This window comes from Bradyrhizobium ontarionense (assembly GCF_021088345.1).
In the GTDB taxonomy this organism is placed as follows: domain Bacteria; phylum Pseudomonadota; class Alphaproteobacteria; order Rhizobiales; family Xanthobacteraceae; genus Bradyrhizobium; species Bradyrhizobium ontarionense.
Genome location: NZ_CP088156.1, coordinates 3,822,954 through 3,842,364, shown reverse-complemented (window position 1 = coordinate 3,842,364; position 19,411 = coordinate 3,822,954). Strand labels below are relative to the sequence as shown.

The window sequence follows — 19,411 nt, the reverse complement described above, 5'->3', positions numbered from 1 at the left end:
CGCGCTCAGCCCGCCTGCCGCAACGCGCCGGCGCCGGACTCGGCCCAGCTGCAGCGGCCTCCGCCGGCGCGCTTGGCGGCATAGAGCGCATCGTCGACCCGGCGGAGCAACGCGTCGACCGCGCCGTCCGTCAGGGGCTGGTCGTTCACGAGCAGGCCGGCACTGGCGCCGATCACGACCGGAATGTCCGACAGCAGATACGGCACCGACAAGCTCTGAACGGCTTCGCGCGCCAGCGCCAGCGCCTCGTCGCGCCCCTGGGCGCCGCTGGCCACCGGCTTCAGCAGCATGAACTCGTCGCCGCCGAATCGTGCCGCCAGTCCACCGCTGCCGACACAGCGCGACAGCCGCGTGGCGACCTCGCGCAGCAGATCATCGCCGGCGTGGTGACCGTGCCGGTCATTGACCGGCTTGAAGCCGTCGAGATCGATGGCGACGATTGCGACATGGCCGAGGGCAGTCTCCAGCATCTGGAGAAAGGCGGCGCGGTTGGGCAGGCCAGTCAGGAAATCGTGGCTGGCCCGGCGCGCCAGCGCGTGCTTGGCCTCGAGCCGTTCGATGAAGGCGGTGCTGAGATGGCGCGACGCTTCGCGAATCGTGAACCAGAACAGCACCAGCATGGTGGCGCCGAGCTGATAGGGCAATTCGGGGCGCATCAGGCCGCCGATCAATGTCGGCGTGAACAGCAGGGCGGTCGTGGTGAGCACGACCCAGGGGCGGATCGCCGCCCGCGACACCATGCCAACGCAATAGGACATCGACAGGCCAAAGGCGATCCAGGCCCCCGGCGCGTCATCGAGCTGAAACGCGCGGAACGACAGGGCACCCAGCGCGAGGCCGAAGGCCGATGCGCCAGCGGCGTAGACGTTTTCCCAGAGGATCACGTCTCTGTCCGACAGGCGTGCGGAATGCTGCTTGTAGCGAAGCAGGCTCACGACGCGGCCGATCGCGTTGACGATGATCGCAAAGGCGATCGCGATGTAGCCGGGATCGCGATGCAAGACCGCAAGCGTGACCGATCCGGTGATTGCGGCCGCGTTGATCGACATCACCTGCGGCAGGGACGTGTAGAGGAGATCGACGAGCTCGCGCCGGATCGCCGGGTTCGGATGGATGAATGTCGAGAGCAGCCCATGTCCCATGGCGTCACCATGGGACAGCTTTCCTAACAGTTGATGGGTGGAGACAGTTCGCGCGACGAAGAGGTTCGCGATTACCTTAAATCTTCGTCAATAGACCTCGTAATGCCTCACGGGGCGCGGCTGGGGTCACTGGTCGCATAGACCGGCGTCGCTGACGACATCCGCGGCGAGATCGGAGCCGCCGCCGCCACTTTTGGCGGATCCGCCTTCGGCATCTCCACCTTGGCCACCTCAGCCTTCGGCGGCTCGAGCTTCAAGGGCCGCAGCGGCTGCCGCTTTGCCATCGCATCCAGCACGGCCCGGTTCGCCTTGTCGATCCGCTTGGCGGCTGCAACGTCGGCAAAGGCGCGGTCGAACTTGCGCATCCGATAGAATACGATGCCGCGATCGATATAGGCATCCTGGTAGCGCGGGTCGAGCTGGATCGCTGCATCGAGATCGGCCAGCGCCGCGGCAAAATCGCCTTTCTGGAACGAAGCCATGCCGCGGTCATGATGCGTGCGTGCATCGTTCGAGGGCGTATTGCCGGGGAACGCCACATCGGAACTGCACGGAGCAGCTGCCGACGGTCCGCAGGACGGACGATCCTGGTCGGTGGAATAGACCGCGTCGACCTTGCTGACCCGCAGCGGCAACTGCTCGGCCGAGGCCTCTGCGCCCGCTGCATTGGCGGTCGTCTCGTTGCCGGCGTTCGGGGCTGCATCGCCGCTCGTCGCCACGTCCGGAATGACGGAAGCCGTCTCGATCGGCTTGGCAGGCACCTCGTGAGGCTTGACCCGGTTGGTCGAGACCACGATCGGCTTCAGCGGCACGACGGAGGCTGCAGACATGTGCGTGAACAGCAGGTAGCCCGTCAGCGCCACCGCCGACGCGCCAGCCAGCGCCATCACGCCGGATGCGACCTTGTGCACCTTGGCGACGACGGCGAGCTTGGACTCCTGCTGCTGCTCGTCATGCGCCGCTCCGAGCAGACGGTCGTAGGCCGCGCGCTGCTCCTTGTCGCCGAGAATGTCGTTGGCGCGGACAATCTCTCGAAATCGCAGCGCGGCGTCGGGGTCTCCCGGATTGACGTCGGGATGGTTCACTTTGACAGCCTTGCGGAAGGCGGCCCTGATGTCCTCAGCGTCATCGTCCGGAAGAGCTCCGAGCAAATCGTAAAGCGTCTTCATCGTCGCTCTCGCTGCAGAATTCCCTCGTCTCCGATCGAAATTCCTACGGCGAATTTACGCTGGAGCACTCGTACTAACTCTTTCCGCCTTGCATGATGATGGCCCAATCCGGCGGAAAAATGACTGAAAATGGCGGAGCTTGCAGCCATTTCTGCCGAGCATGGAACCATTGCGCGCATTTTCCCTCGTCTTGGGCGCTCGCAATCCTCGATTGAGTGCGGCTGTCCGGTCGCCTCCAGCCGCATCACCCGGGCGCATGGTGACGAAAAAGTTTGAAGCGGGATTTAACGGAGCAGCTCATTACCGTTCACATCATGTGACATCAGGCACATCAGCTCGACCGCCGCTCTCCTTGAGAAGCCGGGCACTCCTCGAGGAGGCGGATTGGACTTTTTTCCCGATCTCGGGAAAGGCAGCCATTTCGCCACTGGAAATGGTGGGGCAGGCGGGACGCCCGGGGCTATCGCGGTCGGCTCGCCTGCTTGCGGAGGCGGCGGCCCGGCCGCTATACCGGCCGCATGATTGATTTTCATGGTGTCTTTCCCTATCTCGCTTCACCGATCGGCGCGGATGGCGTGATCCGGACCGGCGTGCTGGGCCGGCTGTGCGACGATCTGATCCATGCCGGCATTCACGGGCTGACGCCGCTCGGCTCGACCGGCGAGTTCGCCTATCTCGATCGCGCCCAGCGCATGACCGTGGTGGAGACGACAATCGATGCCGCACAGGGGCGCGTGCCCGTCATCGCCGGCGTGGCCTCGACCGCCATTGCCGACGCGGTGGCGCAGGCCAAGGCCTATCAGAAGCGCGGCGCGGACGGCATCCTCGCGGTGCTCGAGGCCTATTTCCCCGTCAGCGACGCCGGCATCGAAGCCTACTTCCGCGCCATTGCCGACGCTGTCGACATTCCAGTCGTCATCTACACCAATCCGCAGTTCCAGCGCTCCGACTTGTCGCTCGACGTCATTGCACGGCTCGCCGAGCATCCACGCATCAACTACATCAAGGACGCGTCCACCAACACCGGGCGGCTCTTGTCGATCATCAACCGCTGCGGCGACGCCATCAAGGTGTTCGCCGCGTCGTCTCACATTCCAGCGGCCGTGATGCTGATCGGCGGCGAGGGCTGGATGGCCGGGCCCGCCTGCATCATCCCGAAGCAGAGCGTCGAGCTCTACAATCTGTGCAAGGCGTCCTGCTGGGATGATGCGCTCAGGCTGCAGAAGAAGCTATGGCGCGTCAACGAGGCGTTCGCGCGTTTCAATCTCGCCGCCTGCATCAAGGCGGGTTTGTCGATCCAGGGCTACGACGTCGGCGATCCCGTGCCGCCGCAGGCGGCGCTGACGCCCGGGCAGCGCAAGGTGGTCGAAGAGGTTCTGCACAGCCTGGGGTGATGCTCGAACTGCACGCGCCCGTCATTCCGGGGCGACGCGACCGGCGTGTGGAGCGCGGCCGGGTGGCATCGAACCCGGAATCGCGAGATTTGCGGGGGGCGTCTCTGCGAGGCACCCCGGAATGACGATTCGTCATGACGCACCGGCTCAAACACGCCTTGGCCACCGCAACGTCAATCCGCTAGAACGCACCACAATTGCATCTGAACTGATCGAGGATTCACGAATGAACATTCTTCCCGGCAACATGCGGTTCGGTGCGGGCCAGCCCGTCAAGCGGCTGGAGGATCAGCGGCTGCTCACGGGGAAAGGGCAGTTCATCGACGACAAGCCGGAGGACGGCGCGCTGTGGCTCTACGTGCTGCGTTCGCCGCATGCCCACGCCAAGATCCTGTCGATCGATAGCGCTGCGGCCCGCGGGATCGCAGGTGTGCAGGCGATCTATACCGGTGCGGATCTCGTCGCCGACGATGTCGGCACCATCCCGACGCTGGCGATCTTCAAGCGGCCGGATGGCAAGCCGATGACCGTGCCGCCGCGCCGGCTGCTCGCCCACGAGATCGTCCGCTTCACCGGCGAGGCGGTCGCCGCCGTGGTCGCGACGTCGCGCGTGATTGCGCAGGAGGCCGCGGAAGCGATCGTCGTGGACTATGAGGTTCTGGCCGCGGTGACCGACCCGGTGAAGGCGCTCGAGGCGGGCGCGCCTGTCGTGTGGGCTGAAGCGCCCGACAACATCGTAGCGGCGATGAGCTACGGCGATGCCGCCAAGGTCGAGGAAGCTTTCGCCAACGCTGCGCACAAGGTGTCGCTCGACATCGTGAGCCAGCGGCTCGTGCCGTCGGCGATGGAGCCACGCTCGACCATCGCCGAGATCGAGAAGAAGACCGGCCGGCTGCTGCTCTATGTGCAGTCGCAGACGCCGGCCTCGACCCGCGACGTGCTGGCGGAGGCCGTGCTGAAGCGGCCGAAGGAGAGCGTGCGTGTGCTGGTCGGCGACATCGGCGGCGGCTTCGGCCAGAAGACCAACCTCTATCCGGAGGACGGCATCGTCGCCTACGCCGCGACCAAGCTTAACAGGAAGATCCGCTGGCGCGCCGAGCGCACCGACGAGTTCGTCGGCGGCACCCATGGCCGCGATCTGACTTCGACCGCGGAGTTCGCGCTCGATGCCAAGGGCAAGGTGCTGGCCTATCGCGTGCGCTCGATCGGCGCCACCGGCGCCTATTCGTCGGGGGCTGCCAACATCATCCCGCTGGTGCTCGGGCCATTCGTGCAAACGGGCGTCTATGACCTGCCGCTGGTGCATTTCGAGGTCAAGACTGTCATGACCCACACCGCGCCGGTCGGTGCCTATCGTGGCGCCGGACGCCCCGAAGCGGTGTTCATCGTCGAGCGCCTGTTCGACGCGGCGGCACGCCAGATCGGTATCGATCCGCGCACCATCCGCAAAGCGAACTACATCAAGCCGGCGCAGCTGCCCTACACCAACGCCGTCGGGCAGGTCTATGATTCCGGCGCGTTCGCCCACATGCTCGAGCGCGCCTCCAAGCTTGCCGACTGGGACGGCTTCAACGCGCGCAAGCGCGAGGCCAAGAAGCGCGGCATGCTCTACGGCCGCGGCCTCACCAGCTACATCGAATGGACTGGCGGCCGCGCCCATACCGAGAAGGTGTCGCTGCACGCGACCTCGGAGGGCCGCGTTATCCTGCATTCCGGCACCATGGCGATGGGGCAGGGCCTGCAGACCACCTACAGCCAGATGATCTCCGACACGCTCGGGATTCCGCTCGACAAGATCGACGTCGTGCAGGGCGACACCGATCTCGCCACCGGCTTCGGCAGCGTCGGCTCGCGCTCGCTGTTCGTCGGCGGTACGGCCGTGGCCGTGTCGTCGAACGATCTCATCAGCAAGGCCCGCGAGAAGGCGTCGAACCTCTTGGAGACCGCGGTCGAGGACATCGAATATCGCGACGGTTTCCTGACCGTCGTCGGCACCGACCGCCGCATCAGCCTGTTCGAGATCGCCGGCAAGGAGAAGCAGGCCAAGCTGTCGGTTGACAGCGAGGGCGAGGTCGATGGTCCGAGCTGGCCGAACGGCACGCATATCTGCGAGCTCGAGATCGATCCCGAGACCGGTATCAGCCGCGTGGTGCGCTACACCACCGTCGATGACGTCGGTGTCGCGGTCAACCCGATGCTGGTGGCGGGCCAGATTCATGGCGGTGTCGCACAGGGCATCGGCCAGGCGCTCTACGAGAATGTGTCCTATGATTCCGAGGGGCAGCTCCTGACCGCGACCTATCAGGACTACTGCATTCCGCGCGCCGACGACGTGCCACCGATCACGGTCACGCTCGACGGTTCCGCGCCATGCAAGACCAACCCGCTCGGCGCAAAAGGCTGCGGCGAATCCGGCGCCATCGGCGGCCCGCCCTGCGTCACCAACGGCGTGATGGACGCGCTGTTCGAGCTCGGGATCACCAATTTGCAGACGCCGCTGACGCCGGAGAAGGTGTGGGCGGCGATCCGGGATGCGAAGGCGGCGAAGGCTGCGGCATGAGCTTCGACGTTGCGGAGGTGTTGAGCCGCGTCCGTTAGTTGGGCTCGAAGTCTCACCGCTTGCGCAGTGTCACCTCGCCCCGCTTGCGGGGAGAGGTCGGATTGCATCGTCAGATGCAATCCGGGTGAGGGGGTACAGGTCTTTCCGCTGACACTCCCCGTGCGTCTGCCTCTCACCCCAGCCCTCTCTCCGTCAGGACGGGGAGAGGGAGTGCACCGTCGCTGGGGCGGCTACTTGCGCTCCAAGGGCAATTCGATCGCCGCACTGAAATCGCCTGCGCCTCCGGCAAACCGCAAGCTCCCGCCATGGGCCTGTGCGACTTCGGCTGCGATGGCCAGGCCGAGGCCGGAGCCGTGGGAGCCGTCGCCCTTCTGGAACGGCGTGATCAGCCGCTCTTGCGCGCCCGCCGCGATGCCCGGTCCGTCGTCCCACACGATGACCGCGACATGCGTCGCCGATCTCTCCACCTTCACCATCAGCCGCCTCTGCGCGCCATGCGCCAGCGCGTTGTGGATGAGATTGGCGAGCGCTTCGCGCAGGCTGATCACATCGGCTGCGACGATGGCCTCACTCTCCGAGGGCACGAAGCTGATGGAGACCTCACGGTCGAGTGACAACGGCACGCTCTGTGACAGCACCGACTTGGCCAGCGCATTGATGTCGGTAGCTGCGAAACGCGGCGCCTGGGCGCGGTGCTGGATCATGGCGTGATCGAGCAGCTGGCTGGTCAGCCGCGCGAGGTCCGAGATGCGGCCGCGCAGCCGGTCGAGCGCGTTCGGGTCCCTGGTCTGATCTGTCAGCAGCTCGACCTCGGCGTCGATTGCCGCCAGCGGTGTGCGCAGCTGATGTGTGGCGTCGGCGATGAAGCGCTGCATCAGCGTGATGCGCTCGGACAGGCGCTGTATGAAGCCGTCGATCGCGCCGACCAGGGCGCGCACCTCGCGCGGCGGCGTCATCGCGATCGGACTGAGGTCATCGGGACGCCGCTGCGTGATCTCCGACTCGATCCGCGTCAGCGGTGCGAACACCAGCCGGAGGCATAGCGCGGTGGCCGCCAGCGCCAGCACGCTCATCGCGGCGATCAGGCCGATCGCCTTCGAGGCCAAGTCCCAGGTCAGCGCGTCGCGGGCGCGCAGCGTCTGCGCCAGCACGATCTCGCTCCAGCCGTCACCGAGCGCGCCGTCGAGCTTGCGCGCGACGGCCGCGATGCGCACGGCCTGGTCACGATAGAGGCCGTCGCGCAGGACGACGCCCTCACGCAGCGCCTTGGCGGGCGCGGTGACGGCAAGATCGTCATAGCCGGCGACGACGACCCCGCGCGGATCGGTGACGCGGTAGAACACGAGATCATAGGCCGACAACGTCGCGAACGCCGCCGCCGGCGGATCGAGCGTTACGACGCCGCCCTGCATGTAGATGTTCTCGGCGATCTGCACGGCGCCGCCGGCCAGCAGCTTGTCGTAGGCATCGCGGGCGGCGGTGGCGGCGTATTGCCAGGCGGCGAGGCTGAGCACGACCGCACCGACGGCCAGGATCGCGCCGATCGCGATCAGCAGCCGCGCGCGCAACGAGGCGCGGAGTTCACGAAGCCTGGAGCTGATAGCCAAGGCCGCGCTCTGTCTTGATTTCGACGGACGTGGCCGCCAGCTTGCGCCGTAGCCGCGTGATGAACTGCTCGACGGCATTCGGGCTCGGATCCTGGTCGAAGCTGAACAGCTGCTCGATCAGCTCCTCCTTGGCGACGTAGCGCCCCGGCCGCGCGGCCAGGATCTCCAGCACGGTGAGCTCGCGGCGTGTCAGGTCCAGCGGCTGGCCGGCCACGCTCGCCGTGCGCCCGGCACGGTCGATCACCAGCGGACCCAAGGTCAGCAGATTGTCGGACTGGCCGGCGGCGCGGCGCAGCAGCGCGCGCGCCCGCGCCTCCAGCTCGCGATAGTCGAACGGTTTGACCAGATAGTCGTCGGCGCCGAGGTCGAGCGCGCCGATGCGGTCGTCGACCGCGGAGCGCGCGGTCAGCACCAGCACCGGCGTGCGTAGCCCGCGCCGGCGCAGATGTTTGAGCACAGCGAAGCCGTCCATGTTCGGCAGCATCACGTCGAGCACGATCAGATCGTAGGTCTGGACCTCGATCAGTTCGCTCGCCGTGCGGCCGTCCTTTTCCCAGTCGACGGCGTAGCCGATCCGTTCGAACCGGCTGGTCACGGCGGCGCCGATTTCGGGGGTGTCTTCCACCAGCAGGATGCGCACGGCGCCTTGAGAACTCCGAGTCAGGTTCGCGTCAGTCTCCTGCTCTATCACTTCACATAAGGGCGCCGAAGTGCACCGGGCGAAATTTCGCACTGCAATATAAAAGAGGGGAGGACGCATGACCGTCCATCAATCGCAATCTCAGTTCGAGCCACTGCTCTCCGTCGAGGGCGTGACCCTGCAATACAAGACGCCGGACACGCTGGTGACGGCGACCTATCGCGTCGATTTCAAGGTCTTCGACGCCGACCGCTTCGTGCTGCTCGGGCCCTCAGGCTGCGGCAAGTCGACGCTGCTGAAGGCGATCGGCGGCTATCTGAAGCCGACCGAGGGCCGTATCCGGCTGAAGGGCCATGACGTCACCGAGCCCGGCCCCGACCGGATGATGGTATTTCAGGAGTTCGACCAGCTCCTGCCCTGGAAGACCGTGCGCGAGAACGTCGTGTTCGCGCTGACGGCGAGCGGCCGGCTCAGCGCGGCGGAGGCCAACGAGCGCGCCAGGTCCTATATCGACAAGGTCGGCCTGACCAAGTTCATCGACTCCTATCCGCACATGTTGTCCGGCGGCATGAAGCAGCGCGTCGCGATCGCCAGGGGCATGGCGATGGAGCCGGACGTGCTGCTGATGGACGAGCCGTTCGCCGCGTTGGACGCGCTGACCCGGCGCAAGATGCAGGATGAGCTGCTGCAATTGTGGCAGGACACCCGCTTCACCGTGCTGTTCGTGACGCATTCGATTGAGGAGGCGATCAAGATCGGCTCGCGCATCCTGCTGCTGTCGCCGCATCCCGGCCGCGTCCGCGCCGAGCTCAACAGCGTGCCGCCGGGCACGATGGGCTCGCCCGAACAGGTCGCGCTCGAAGGGCGCATCAACGACATGCTGTTCGGCCAACACTGAGACGAGGAGAGCATCCATGAGCGAGACGCTGGCGCTGCGCCCCGAAATCGTCAATGCAGACACGCCCCTCGGCGACATCAAGGTCGAGGCGAGCCTGTCCATCATCGAACGCATCTACCACATCGGTGCGGTCCGCAAGGCCATCATCCTGGTGGCGCTGGCCGCGCTGTGGCAGGCCTACGGCCTGTGGCTCGGCAATCCCCTGCTGTTTCCGACCTTCACCGACACGCTCACGGCGTTCTTCGAGAACATCGGCAACGGCGTCATCCCGGCGCGGACCCTGGTGTCGCTGGAGACGCTCTTGATCGGCTACGGCGTCGGCATTGCGCTCGCCGCGGTGCTGACCACGATCGCGATCGGCTCGCGGATCGGCGCCGACATGCTGGAGGCGCTGACCTCGATGTTCAACCCGCTGCCGGCGATCGCGCTGTTGCCGCTGGCGCTGATCTGGTTCGGGCTCGGCAAGGGCAGCATCATCTTCGTGCTCGTGCATTCGGTGCTGTGGGCGATCGCGCTGAACACCCATTCCGGCTTCCGCTCGGTGTCGAACACACTGCGCATGGTCGGCCTGAACTACGGCCTGCGTGGCCTGAAGCTGGTGCGCTACATCCTCATTCCGGCTGCATTTCCGGCCATTCTCACCGGCTTAAAAGTGGGCTGGGCCTTCGCCTGGCGCACCCTGATCGCGGCTGAGCTGGTGTTCGGCGTGTCCTCGGGCTCGGGCGGGCTCGGCTGGTTCATCTTCGAGAACCGCAACCAGCTGGAGACGGCGAACGTGTTCGCCGGCCTGTTCACGGTGATCTTCATCGGCCTCGTGGTCGAGAACGTCGTGTTCGCCACGATCGAGCGCAAGACGGTGCGGCGCTGGGGCATGCAGCACTGATCTGGGCTATAAGCAAAACAACAAGGGATAAGGAGACGAACATGTCCTGGAGCAAATCATTCGCGGCGGCCGCGATCGGCCTCGCCACGCTGCTCGGCGCCACCAGCGCGTCGCAGGCCGAGGTCAAGGAGCTCAGGCTCTCCAAGGGCTACGGCATCCTCTATCTGCCGCTGATCGTGATGGAGGATCAGAAGCTGATGGAGAAGCAGGCCGAGAAGGCCGGGCTCGGTGCGCTCAAGGTGAGCTGGCTGCTGCTCGATGGCGGCAACATCATCAACGATGCGATGATGGCCGGCTCGCTCGACATCGCCGGCACCGGCGCGCCCGGCTTCATCACGCTGTGGGCCAAGGCCAAGGGCATTCCGGCGGTCGAGGTCGTCGGCGTCAGCGGGCTGAGCTCGACCTCGTTGTGGATGAACAGCAATAATCCCGAGATCAAGTCGCTGAAGGATCTCAAATCCGGTGACAAGATTGCGCTGCCCGGCATCAAGACCTCGCTGTCGGCGGTCATGCTGCAGATGATGGTGGCGCACGAATTCGGCAAGGAGAACTATGCCAAGCTCGATCCGATGACGGTCGGCCTGCCGCATCCGGAAGCGGTCGCGGCGCTGATCTCGGGCAAGACCGAGATCACGGCGCATTTCACCTCGCCGCCGTTCTCCTACATCGAGCTGAAGGATTCCAAGATCCATCGCGTCGCCAATTCGGCCGACGTGCTCGGACGGCTGACCATGGACGTCGTGTTCGCGCCCAAGCGTTTCGTCGACGCCAATCCGAAGGTCGTTCAGGCGTTCCTGGATGCGCTCGACGAGGCCTGCACGCTGATCGCCAATGACAAGGCCGCGGCCGCCGAGATCTATGCCCGCACCGCCAAGGTTAAGACCACCAAGGAGGAGGTGCAGGAGATGCTGCAGGACAAGGACACCTGGTTCTCCGCGACGCCCGAAGGCGTGCTGAAGATCGCCGAGTTCATGCACGGCGTCGGCTCGATCAAGGTCAAGCCGGCGAGCTGGCAGGACATGTTCGTGACCCAGCTGCGCGACCGCAACGGCAGCTGAGCACAGCCGCAAACGCATGCGGGGCGAACGACTCGCATCCGCAAGGCCTGACCGGAACTCTCGCTGAACCCACCACACGGCCGCCGAGACACATGTCCGGCGGCCGCGTGCCGTCATTGCGTCGCCGCCCAAGCTGTGCTGTGACGAGGCGGCACAACCGGGAGAAGGGGACGCGCGATGCGGAGATTGCTGACCGTGCTGGCGGCGCTCATGACGCTGAGCCTGACCAATTGCGGCTACAACGCCATCCAGACCAATGATGAGCAGGTCAAGGCGGCCTGGTCCGAGGTCGTCAACCAGTATCAGCGCCGCGCCGATCTGGTTCCCAACCTCGTCAACAGCGTCAAGGGTTTTGCCCAGCAGGAGAAGGACGTGCTGCTCGGCGTGACCAATGCTCGCGCCAAGGTCGGCAGCGTCCAGGCCACGCCCGACGTCGTCAACGATCCCGCCGCGCTGCAGAAGTTCCAGGCCGCCCAGAGCGAGCTGACCGGCGCGCTGTCGCGGCTGCTGGTCGTCACCGAGAACTATCCGCAGCTGAAATCCGACGCGCTGTTCCGCGACCTGATGTCCCAGCTCGAAGGCACCGAGAACCGCATCACGGTGGCGCGCAACCGCTACATCAAGTCGGTGCAGGAGTATAACGTCGGCATCCGCACCTTCCCGAACAACCTGACCGCGATGGCGTTCGGCTACAAGGAGAAGGCGAACTTCACGGTCGAGAACGAGCGCGAGATCTCGGTCGCTCCGAAGGTCGACTTCAACGTGCCCGCGCCTGCGCCGTCGAAATAGCGGAGCATCCTGCCTTGCGCGCGCTGTCGGTCGTCAAGGCCCTGCTTGCGACGCTGTTCGTCTGCCTGGCAGCGATCGCGCTTGCCGACGTCGCGGTGCCGCAGCTCACCGGCCGCGTCGTCGACCAGACCGGTACGCTGTCGTCCTCCGACATCGCGGGTCTCAGCCAGAAGCTGAAGGACCTGGAGACCCGCAAGGGCAGCCAGGTCGCGGTGCTGATCGTGCCGACGACGCAGCCGGAGACGATCGAGCAATTCTCGATCCGCGTTGCCGAAGCCTGGAAGATCGGCCGCAAGAAGGTCGACGACGGCGCGCTGCTGGTGGTCGCCAAGAACGACCGCAAGCTGCGCATCGAGGTCGGCTACGGGCTCGAAGGCAGCCTGACCGACGTGACCGCGCGCCGCATCATCGACGAGGTCATCACGCCGAAATTCCGCAGCGGCGATTTCGCCGGCGGCATCGACGCCGGCGTCGACCGCATCATCGGCGTGATCAATGGCGAGGCCCTGCCGGTGCCGCAGCCGCAGGCATCGCATGGCGTCGATCTCGACATCGATTCCATCTCCTCGTTCGCGCCCGTCGCCTTCTTCGGAGCGATCTTCCTAGGTGGCGTGCTGCGCACCCTGTTCGGCCGGCTGCTCGGCTCGCTGGCCACCGGCGGCGCGATCGGGATTCTGACCTGGGTCCTGGTCGGATCGATATCGCTGGCGCTGCTGTCCAGCGTGGCCGGCCTCGTCATCGCGTTCATCGCCGGCGGCTTGTCCTCGACGATGCCGTCGTCGGGCGGCCGCCGCGGCGGCTGGTCGAGCGGCTCGTCCTCGGGCGGCTGGAGCAGCGGCAGTTCGAGCGACAGCGGCAGCTTTTCCGGCGGCGGCGGCAGCTTCGGCGGCGGCGGCGCCTCGGGCAGCTGGTGAGGACAGGGCGCGCGACCATGGGCATCAAGCGGATCGGCCGGCACCTTCTGCATCACCACTGGAAGCTGAAGCGCATCTTCACGCCTGACGTACTGGCGCGCATCGAACAGGCGATCAAGGACAGCGAGCGCACGCATGCCGGCCAGCTGCGCTTCGTCGTCGAGGGCGCGCTCGACGGCCCGCCGCTGTGGCGCAACCAGTTGCCGCGCGAGCGGGCGCTCGACGTCTTTTCCAACTTGCGGATCTGGGACACCGCGCACAACAACGGCGTCCTGATCTACCTGCTGTTGGCTGATCGCGACGTCGAGATCATCGCCGACCGCGGCATCCATGCAAAGGTCGGCGCGGCGCGCTGGGAAGCGATCTGCCAGGCGATGGAGGCCGAGTTCCGTCAGGGGCGCTTCGAGCAGGGCGTCATGCAGGGCATCGCCGCCGTGTCCGGCGAACTGGCCAAGTACTATCCGCCGCACGCCAGCGATATCAACGAACTACCAGACGCGCCGGTGGTGCTGTAGCTCGTCGTTCTGCCGACCTGCTCAATCCCGGCTCGATGTTGCCTTGCGCAGCTCTCACCCCGTCATTGCGAGCTCAGCGAAGCAATCCAGAATTCCCCCGCTGGGACAGTCTGGATTGCTTCGCTGCGCTCGCAATGACGGGGATGGAGCAGTTGTCTGCAATTCATAGCGTCGTCGCAGAGCCGCCGTAACGTTCCGCCATCGCCTGCGAGACCTCGGCCATCTTCGCGCGCAGCTCGGGTGGGGCCAGCACCTCAACCTCGGCGCCGAAGCGCAGCAATTCGGACGCCGCGTGCCACAATGTGGTGCCGACCGGCATCGTCGCGACGCGCCAGCCGTCGGCATCGCTCTCGTCGGCAAGGCACGTGCGCGTCCTGACATAAGGCTGGCTCAGCGCCTCCAGGAGCTTCACGCCGAGCGGCGACAGCCGCACCGTCGCCTCGTTCGGATGCAGCTCCGCTTCCAGCCGTTCGGTCGCGGCGCGCCAGTGTGCGGCGAGATCGAAATCGGCGGGCCGCGTGAAGGTCTCATCCGTCACGGCGCAGTCGAGCACGCGGGCGACGCGGTAGGTGCGCACGCTGCGCTCGACCTGGCCGGCGAGATACCAGCTGCCGCCTTTCAGCACGAGGCCGAGCGGCGCCACGCGGCGGCGCTTCTCGGCGCGCCACGTCTGATAGCGGATGTCGATCAAGAGATCGGCGAGCAGCGCATCGGCGATCAGGCGCAGATGCTGTGGTTCCTCGGCCTCGCCGAACCAGCCGGGCGCATCGAGATGGAAGCGCGCCTGCATGCGGCTGGCGTTGGCGCGCAGGCTCTGCGGCAGCGCCGCGACGAGCTTGGTCTGCGCCGCATTCATGCCGTCGAGGCCGAGCGCGGCGGCCGCGCCGGGCAGCCCCGCCATGAACAGCGCGTCGGTTTCCGCGGGCGACAGTCCGTTGAGCCGCACGCGATAGCCGTCGAGCAGGCGGAACCCGCCCTCGGCGCCACGCTCGGCGTAGACAGGAATGCCCGCCGCCGCGAGCGCGTCGACGTCGCGATAGATCGTGCGCACCGAGACCTCGCAGGCCTCCGCAAGCTCGGGCGCCGTCACTTGGCCCTTGGCCTGCAACGTGGTGAGGATGGATAAGAGCCGGCTCGCACGCATGCCCCCTTAAAACATACCTGACACGGGATGTCAGGTATGGTGTGCGACAAGCCCGGCATCGCAGCGACCATGGGAGGAGACCATCATGACCACCGACGACCGCATCACGCTGTATTATTCGCCGCAGACCCGCGCCGCCGGCGCACGCATCCTGCTGGAGGAGCTCGGCGCGCCCCATGATCTGCATGTCCTGAACATGAAGGCGGGCGAGCAGCGCAAGGCCGACTACCTCGCAATCAATCCGCTCGGCAAGGTGCCGGCGATCGGCCATCGCGGCCAGATCGTGACCGAGCAGGTCGCGATCTTCATCTATCTCGCCGATCTGTTTCCAAACGCGGGGCTGACGCCGGCGCTCGACGATGCCATGCGCGGGCCTTACCTGCGGTGGATCGCCTATTACGGTTCATCGTTCGAGCCGGCCGTGATCGACCGTTTCATGAAGCGCGAGCCGGCCCCGGTCACGCAGTCGCCCTACGCCGACTACGACACGATGCTGGGCGCGCTCGAGCAGCAACTGGCCAAGGGGCCCTATCTGCTGGGCGAGCGCATGACCGCCGCCGACGTGCTCTGGGGCGTCGCCCTCAACTGGACCATGATGTTCGGGGTCGTGCCGCGCAAGGACGTGTTCGCGCGCTATGCCGAGCGCATCACATCGCGTTCTGCGTTCCAGCGTGTCACGGCCGCGGATGTCGATATGGCGGCGCAGCACGCGGCAGCTTGCGGCTGACGGCGATTGCGTCCTGCCGCACGCGAGCGGGCGGCGTAAGTCACCTCGTCGGCGGTGGCAGGAGCGGGGCGGAGGCGGCTGCCCCGCAGACGTCGCGGCGACGGGCGCAAGCACGCGGCCCGCCGCATCGTGAGGTGTCGTCTTGCAGTTGTGCGCGATCCATGATGCAATTCCGCCGGCGGCGCCTTGTTGCGCCGCGGTTCGAGCCACGCGCCGGCACCGCATCGTTGTTATTGCCGGCGTCATCGCTACCGGCATTTTCAATTTTTACTGACATGTCATTTGGAGGAAAGTCATGGTGCGCCCACAGCCGCAGATCGACCTCTCCGCATTCCAGGCCGAGGATGATTTCGCCCATTTGTCGCTGAAGAATCTCGTCGATGCGCGCGAACTGTTCCACGTTCATCTGATGCGTCATCCCAATGTCGTTGCGACCGCGCTCGGCCGCTATCGGATTCGCAGCAGCGACAGCTGGCCGCACGACAAGGTCAAGCGCCACGGCGCGGGCGTGCGCCGGCTCGATAATTCACAGGTGCGTTCCTATTCGTGGCCCTGCATTCTGGTGTTCGTGTCCGAGTGGCAGGATCCCAAGGAGCTGTCACGGCCGGGCGAACTGATCCCGAGCACCGTCTTCATGCCCGATGGCTCGCGCGTTCCGATCTGCGTGGTCGAAGCGCCGAAGGAACAGGTCACGCCGATCGAGGCGCCCAACCGGATCGTCTACCCCATCAACAATATCGGTCCGGGCAATCCGCTGATCGCGACCGTGCAGGGCCAGCAATATGTCGCGACCATCGGCGCGCTCGTCAGCGACGGCCATCTCGTCTACGCGCTCACCAACCGTCACGTCACCGGCGACGAAGGCGAGGTGGTCTCGGCCATCATCGCCGGCGCCGAGGAGCGGGTGGGCGAGAGTTCGGACAAGCAGCTCACGCGGCTGCCGTTCTCGGCGCTGTACCCGAACTTCGTGGTCAGCGACACGTTCGTCAATCTCGATGTCGGCATGGTCGAGATCGACGACATCTCGCGCTGGACGACGGCGATCAAGGGGCTCGGGCGGGTCGGGCCGATGGCGGATTTTTCCGGCATCAATCTCTCGCTGTCGCTGGTCGGCTGCTATGTCCGCGGCATCGGCGCGGCCGGTGGCACCATGCTCGGCGAGATCCACGGGCTGTTCTACCGCTACAAGAAGCAGGGCGGTTTCGAATATGTCGCGGACCTCATGATCGGCGCGCGCACGCAGAGGCGCGGCAGCAAGGAGCGCCCTCCCGGATTTGCGACTTTTCCTGGCGATTCCGGTGCCCTGTGGCTACTGGAACCGGCCGAGCGGATTGACGATGATGGGCGAGCGCATCGCAATGGCGGCAGGAATGGCGCGCATCGCAACGGCACGAGCAAAAAGCACGAACCCGACGCCAGCGAGTTCATGCCGCTGGCGATGCAATGGGGCCGCAACATGTTCCGCTCGACAGACAAGGCGCCGCCGCAGAGCTTTGTCCTCGCGACCCTGCTGTCGCGCGTCTGCGCCATGCTGGAAGTGGATTTCCTGCAGGACTGGAACATCGACCAGCCGGACACGTGGGGCGCGCTCGGGCACTTCTCCATCGCCTCGCGCGCGCTCGGCGCGTTGTCGAACCGGCTGCCGAAGTTGAAGGCGCTGATGGACAACAATCTGCAGATCATCAGCCATGATGATGCAAAATTGAAGCAGGGCGAGTTCAAGGGCATGGGCAGCGAGGATTTCGTGCCGATGGCTGATGTGCCCGACTTCTTCTGGAAGCCGCGTGTCGGCAAGCAGGGCTTTGCCCGCAAGTTCGAGGGCAGCAATCATTTCGCCGACATGGATCAGCCCGGACCCGGCGGCAAGACGCTGCTCGATCTGACCAAGGATGATGCCAATGTCGATCCGGACATCTGGGAGCGCTTCTACGACAACGTGACCGACATCCTGAGCGGCGACAAGATCAAGGAGGATCGCCGTGGCCTGCTGCCGTTCCGGGTCTGGCAGATCTTCGACAAGATGTGCGACTACGCCAAGGCCGGCAAGGCCGAGGAGTTCGTCTGTGCCGCCGGCGTGCTGGCGCATTATGTCGGCGATTCCTGCCAGCCGCTGCACATCTCGTACCTCCATGATGGCGATCCCGAGCGGCCCGTGAAGCACGTCTTCAGCAAGGGCAAGAAGGCGGGCCAGACCAAGCTGCAGCCGTTGGGTTCGGGTGTCCACAGCGCCTATGAGGACGCCATGGTGTTTCAGAACAGGGTGGCCATCCTCGACGGGCTGAAGCAGACGGCGAAGGTGCAGCAGTCCGAGTTGGTCGGCTCGGGTCGCGAGGCGGCGATCGCGACCATCCGGCTGATGCGCAACACCTTCAAGGCCGTGCCCCCGGCCAAGATCGTGCAGGCCTATGTCGACATCGGCAAGGGCGGCAATGCCGCGTCGTCCAAGCTGTGGTCGCTGTTCGGCCGGCAGACCATCGGCGTGATGCAGGACGGCGCCCATCTCCTTGCCGTGCTCTGGGAAAGCGCATGGACGGTCGGCGAAGGCGAGCGTCACGTGACGCGCCGCGGCACGCTCACGCCGGATCAGGCGATGGACATCGTCAAGGACGACAAGTTCCTGCCGTCGCTGACGATCGGACAGATCGGCAAGGTGCTGCGCGGCCGGCCTGAGCTCCACGCCGAGAGCTCCGAACCGCTGTCTGCGCCGCCCCAGCGCCGGACGGCGCCGCCGCGCCAGCGTCGCACCGCGCGGGGCACGACGGGTTCACGTCCGCCCCGCAAGGGCGCTGCCCGCTCGGCGTGAGCAGAGCCTCTGACGGCGCCGCCATCGGGGACGCCGATCATGCTTTCGAGAGAAGGATCGTTTGAGGACGAGGCGCAGGCGGGCCGCACGACCGCCGCACCGACGTCTGACTGACGCCCAGACGCAGGTCGGCCAACGTCTGGGACTTCACGGCTAAGCCGTTAGTTCAGGCTGATTCCCGTAAGCGGCGTGCCGTCAGCGCCGTTGTTGCTGATCTCGTTGGTCTTGAACGACGAGACCGCGCCGCCGCCGGTCTGGACCACACCGCTGGTGTTGCCCTGGATGATGGAATTTCCCACAGTGACAGTGGCGCCGCTGCCGCTCGCCAGAACGCCGGTGCTGTTGAACTCGGAAATCAGGCGATCGAGGAAGACGCCCATACCCGGCTTTCCGGCGGGGACCGTGGCGGATACTCCGGCATTGCTGTTCAGAATGGTCTTCGTATTCGACACGAGCACGCTGACTGCGTCGGTCGCGTTCGCGGTCGAGATCTTGATGCCGAACGCGGACACCTTGAGCGTCGAGTCCGAGATCACCGCCTGCGCAGCACCGGTCGGCGTGATGGAAATGGCGCTTTGCGAGAAGTTCTCGATCGTGCAGTTCTCGATGATGAGCTTTCGGCCGGCCAGGAAGTTGACGCCGTTGACGCCGAGGGTCGTGCCGGCGCCGTTGATGCTCAGGTTGCGCAGGATGATGACGTCGGATGCGCCGGCATTCACGTTGATGCCGTTGGTCGCTGACGCCAGGACCGATGCCAGGGTTCCCCCACCATCGATCGTGATGGACTTGGTGATTGTCACGGCGCCGAACCCGCCGGGATCGAGCACGTCGATTTCACCGCCGGCGGCCGTCTTGGAAATTGCGCCGGCGAACGTCTTGCAGGGAGCCGTGCGGCTGCACGGGTTGACGTCATCACCGACGCCGGAGACCCAGGTCCGCGTCGCCTGCGCGTGCGCCCCTGTCGAGGCAAGGACCACCATCGCAACGCACAAAAACAGGATCGACGAAAACAACTTTCGCATGAGTGCTTCCTTTTGAAATGCCGAATATGAAGAAATAACCGAACGCAGAGTATTAGTCTACGAAAGCAACCAGAGCGTTCATCGAAAACGAAGATGCAAAAACAGCGCAACTCGCAAGGTAGAACCGCCCACAGCCAAACGGCGGT

The 19,411-nt window shown here is 65.7% G+C and carries 16 protein-coding genes; 10 read left to right on the top strand and 6 right to left on the bottom strand.

The features are described from left to right. Nucleotides 1-5: 5 nt before the first annotated feature. Nucleotides 6-1,142 (bottom strand): GGDEF domain-containing protein, encoded by a 1,137-nt coding sequence (locus LQG66_RS17315; RefSeq protein ID WP_231327396.1) that lies wholly within the window; start codon nucleotides 1,140-1,142, stop codon nucleotides 6-8. Nucleotides 1,143-1,249: 107 nt separating this feature from the next. Continuing rightward, nucleotides 1,250-2,311: a J domain-containing protein gene (locus LQG66_RS17310; protein WP_231327395.1), complete on the bottom strand. Its 1,062-nt coding sequence runs from the start codon at nucleotides 2,309-2,311 to the stop codon at nucleotides 1,250-1,252. A gap of 518 nt (nucleotides 2,312-2,829) precedes the next feature. Here LQG66_RS17310 and LQG66_RS17305 point away from each other — a divergent pair. Together LQG66_RS17305 and LQG66_RS17300 are read left to right on the top strand one after the other, a co-directional pair. Further along, nucleotides 2,830-3,705 carry a dihydrodipicolinate synthase family protein gene (locus tag LQG66_RS17305; RefSeq protein WP_231327394.1) on the top strand — a complete coding sequence of 292 codons (876 nt, stop codon included), beginning with the start codon at nucleotides 2,830-2,832 and terminating at the stop codon, nucleotides 3,703-3,705. A 226-nt stretch (nucleotides 3,706-3,931) separates the two neighbouring features. After that, on the top strand, nucleotides 3,932-6,265 hold the full coding sequence (locus LQG66_RS17300; protein ID WP_231327393.1) for a xanthine dehydrogenase family protein molybdopterin-binding subunit: 2,334 nt from the start codon (nucleotides 3,932-3,934) through the stop codon (nucleotides 6,263-6,265). Nucleotides 6,266-6,495: 230 nt separating this feature from the next. Here LQG66_RS17300 and LQG66_RS17295 read toward each other — a convergent pair whose 3' ends face one another. Both LQG66_RS17295 and LQG66_RS17290 read right to left on the bottom strand, forming a co-directional pair. Further along, a complete protein-coding gene (locus LQG66_RS17295) occupies nucleotides 6,496-7,872 on the bottom strand; it encodes a sensor histidine kinase (protein WP_231327392.1) in 1,377 nt (458 codons plus the stop codon). Continuing rightward, on the bottom strand, nucleotides 7,847-8,512 hold the full coding sequence (locus LQG66_RS17290; RefSeq protein ID WP_231327832.1) for a response regulator transcription factor: 666 nt from the start codon (nucleotides 8,510-8,512) through the stop codon (nucleotides 7,847-7,849). Before LQG66_RS17290 ends, LQG66_RS17295 begins: the two co-directional genes overlap by 26 nt. Before the next feature lie 118 nt (nucleotides 8,513-8,630). Between LQG66_RS17290 and LQG66_RS17285 the strand changes: the two genes are divergently transcribed. The 6 genes from LQG66_RS17285 (at nucleotide 8,631) to LQG66_RS17260 (ending at nucleotide 13,569) form a co-directional block, all read left to right on the top strand. Next, nucleotides 8,631-9,410 carry an ABC transporter ATP-binding protein gene (locus LQG66_RS17285; RefSeq protein WP_231327391.1) on the top strand — a complete coding sequence of 260 codons (780 nt, stop codon included), beginning with the start codon at nucleotides 8,631-8,633 and terminating at the stop codon, nucleotides 9,408-9,410. Nucleotides 9,411-9,426: 16 nt separating this feature from the next. Further along, on the top strand, nucleotides 9,427-10,293 hold the full coding sequence (locus tag LQG66_RS17280; protein ID WP_231327390.1) for an ABC transporter permease: 867 nt from the start codon (nucleotides 9,427-9,429) through the stop codon (nucleotides 10,291-10,293). Between the two features lie 41 nt (nucleotides 10,294-10,334). Further along, on the top strand, nucleotides 10,335-11,351 hold the full coding sequence (locus LQG66_RS17275; protein WP_231327389.1) for an ABC transporter substrate-binding protein: 1,017 nt from the start codon (nucleotides 10,335-10,337) through the stop codon (nucleotides 11,349-11,351). A 177-nt stretch (nucleotides 11,352-11,528) separates the two neighbouring features. After that, the gene (locus tag LQG66_RS17270; protein ID WP_231327388.1) at nucleotides 11,529-12,140 is read left to right on the top strand and encodes a LemA family protein; all 612 of its coding nucleotides are present in this window, start codon (nucleotides 11,529-11,531) and stop codon (nucleotides 12,138-12,140) included. 14 nt (nucleotides 12,141-12,154) lie between these two features. Continuing rightward, entirely contained in the window at nucleotides 12,155-13,054 is a 900-nt protein-coding gene (locus LQG66_RS17265; protein ID WP_231327387.1) for a TPM domain-containing protein, read from the top strand. Between the two features lie 17 nt (nucleotides 13,055-13,071). Beyond that, the gene (locus LQG66_RS17260) at nucleotides 13,072-13,569 is read left to right on the top strand and encodes a TPM domain-containing protein (protein ID WP_231327386.1); all 498 of its coding nucleotides are present in this window, start codon (nucleotides 13,072-13,074) and stop codon (nucleotides 13,567-13,569) included. 163 nt (nucleotides 13,570-13,732) lie between these two features. Here the strand turns inward: LQG66_RS17260 and LQG66_RS17255 are convergent, their stop codons facing one another. Then, nucleotides 13,733-14,713: a helix-turn-helix transcriptional regulator gene (locus tag LQG66_RS17255; protein WP_231327385.1), complete on the bottom strand. Its 981-nt coding sequence runs from the start codon at nucleotides 14,711-14,713 to the stop codon at nucleotides 13,733-13,735. An 85-nt stretch (nucleotides 14,714-14,798) separates the two neighbouring features. On the opposite strand from LQG66_RS17255, the gene LQG66_RS17250 reads away from it, so the two are divergent. Together LQG66_RS17250 and LQG66_RS17245 are read left to right on the top strand one after the other, a co-directional pair. Next, nucleotides 14,799-15,440 carry a glutathione S-transferase family protein gene (locus LQG66_RS17250; protein WP_231327384.1) on the top strand — a complete coding sequence of 214 codons (642 nt, stop codon included), beginning with the start codon at nucleotides 14,799-14,801 and terminating at the stop codon, nucleotides 15,438-15,440. 295 nt (nucleotides 15,441-15,735) lie between these two features. After that, entirely contained in the window at nucleotides 15,736-18,243 is a 2,508-nt protein-coding gene (locus LQG66_RS17245) for a phospholipase C/P1 nuclease family protein (protein ID WP_231327383.1), read from the top strand. 161 nt (nucleotides 18,244-18,404) lie between these two features. Here LQG66_RS17245 and LQG66_RS17240 read toward each other — a convergent pair whose 3' ends face one another. Next, complete coding sequence (locus LQG66_RS17240) at nucleotides 18,405-19,265, bottom strand: right-handed parallel beta-helix repeat-containing protein (RefSeq protein ID WP_231327382.1); 861 nt, start codon at nucleotides 19,263-19,265, stop codon at nucleotides 18,405-18,407. Nucleotides 19,266-19,411 lie beyond the last annotated feature (146 nt).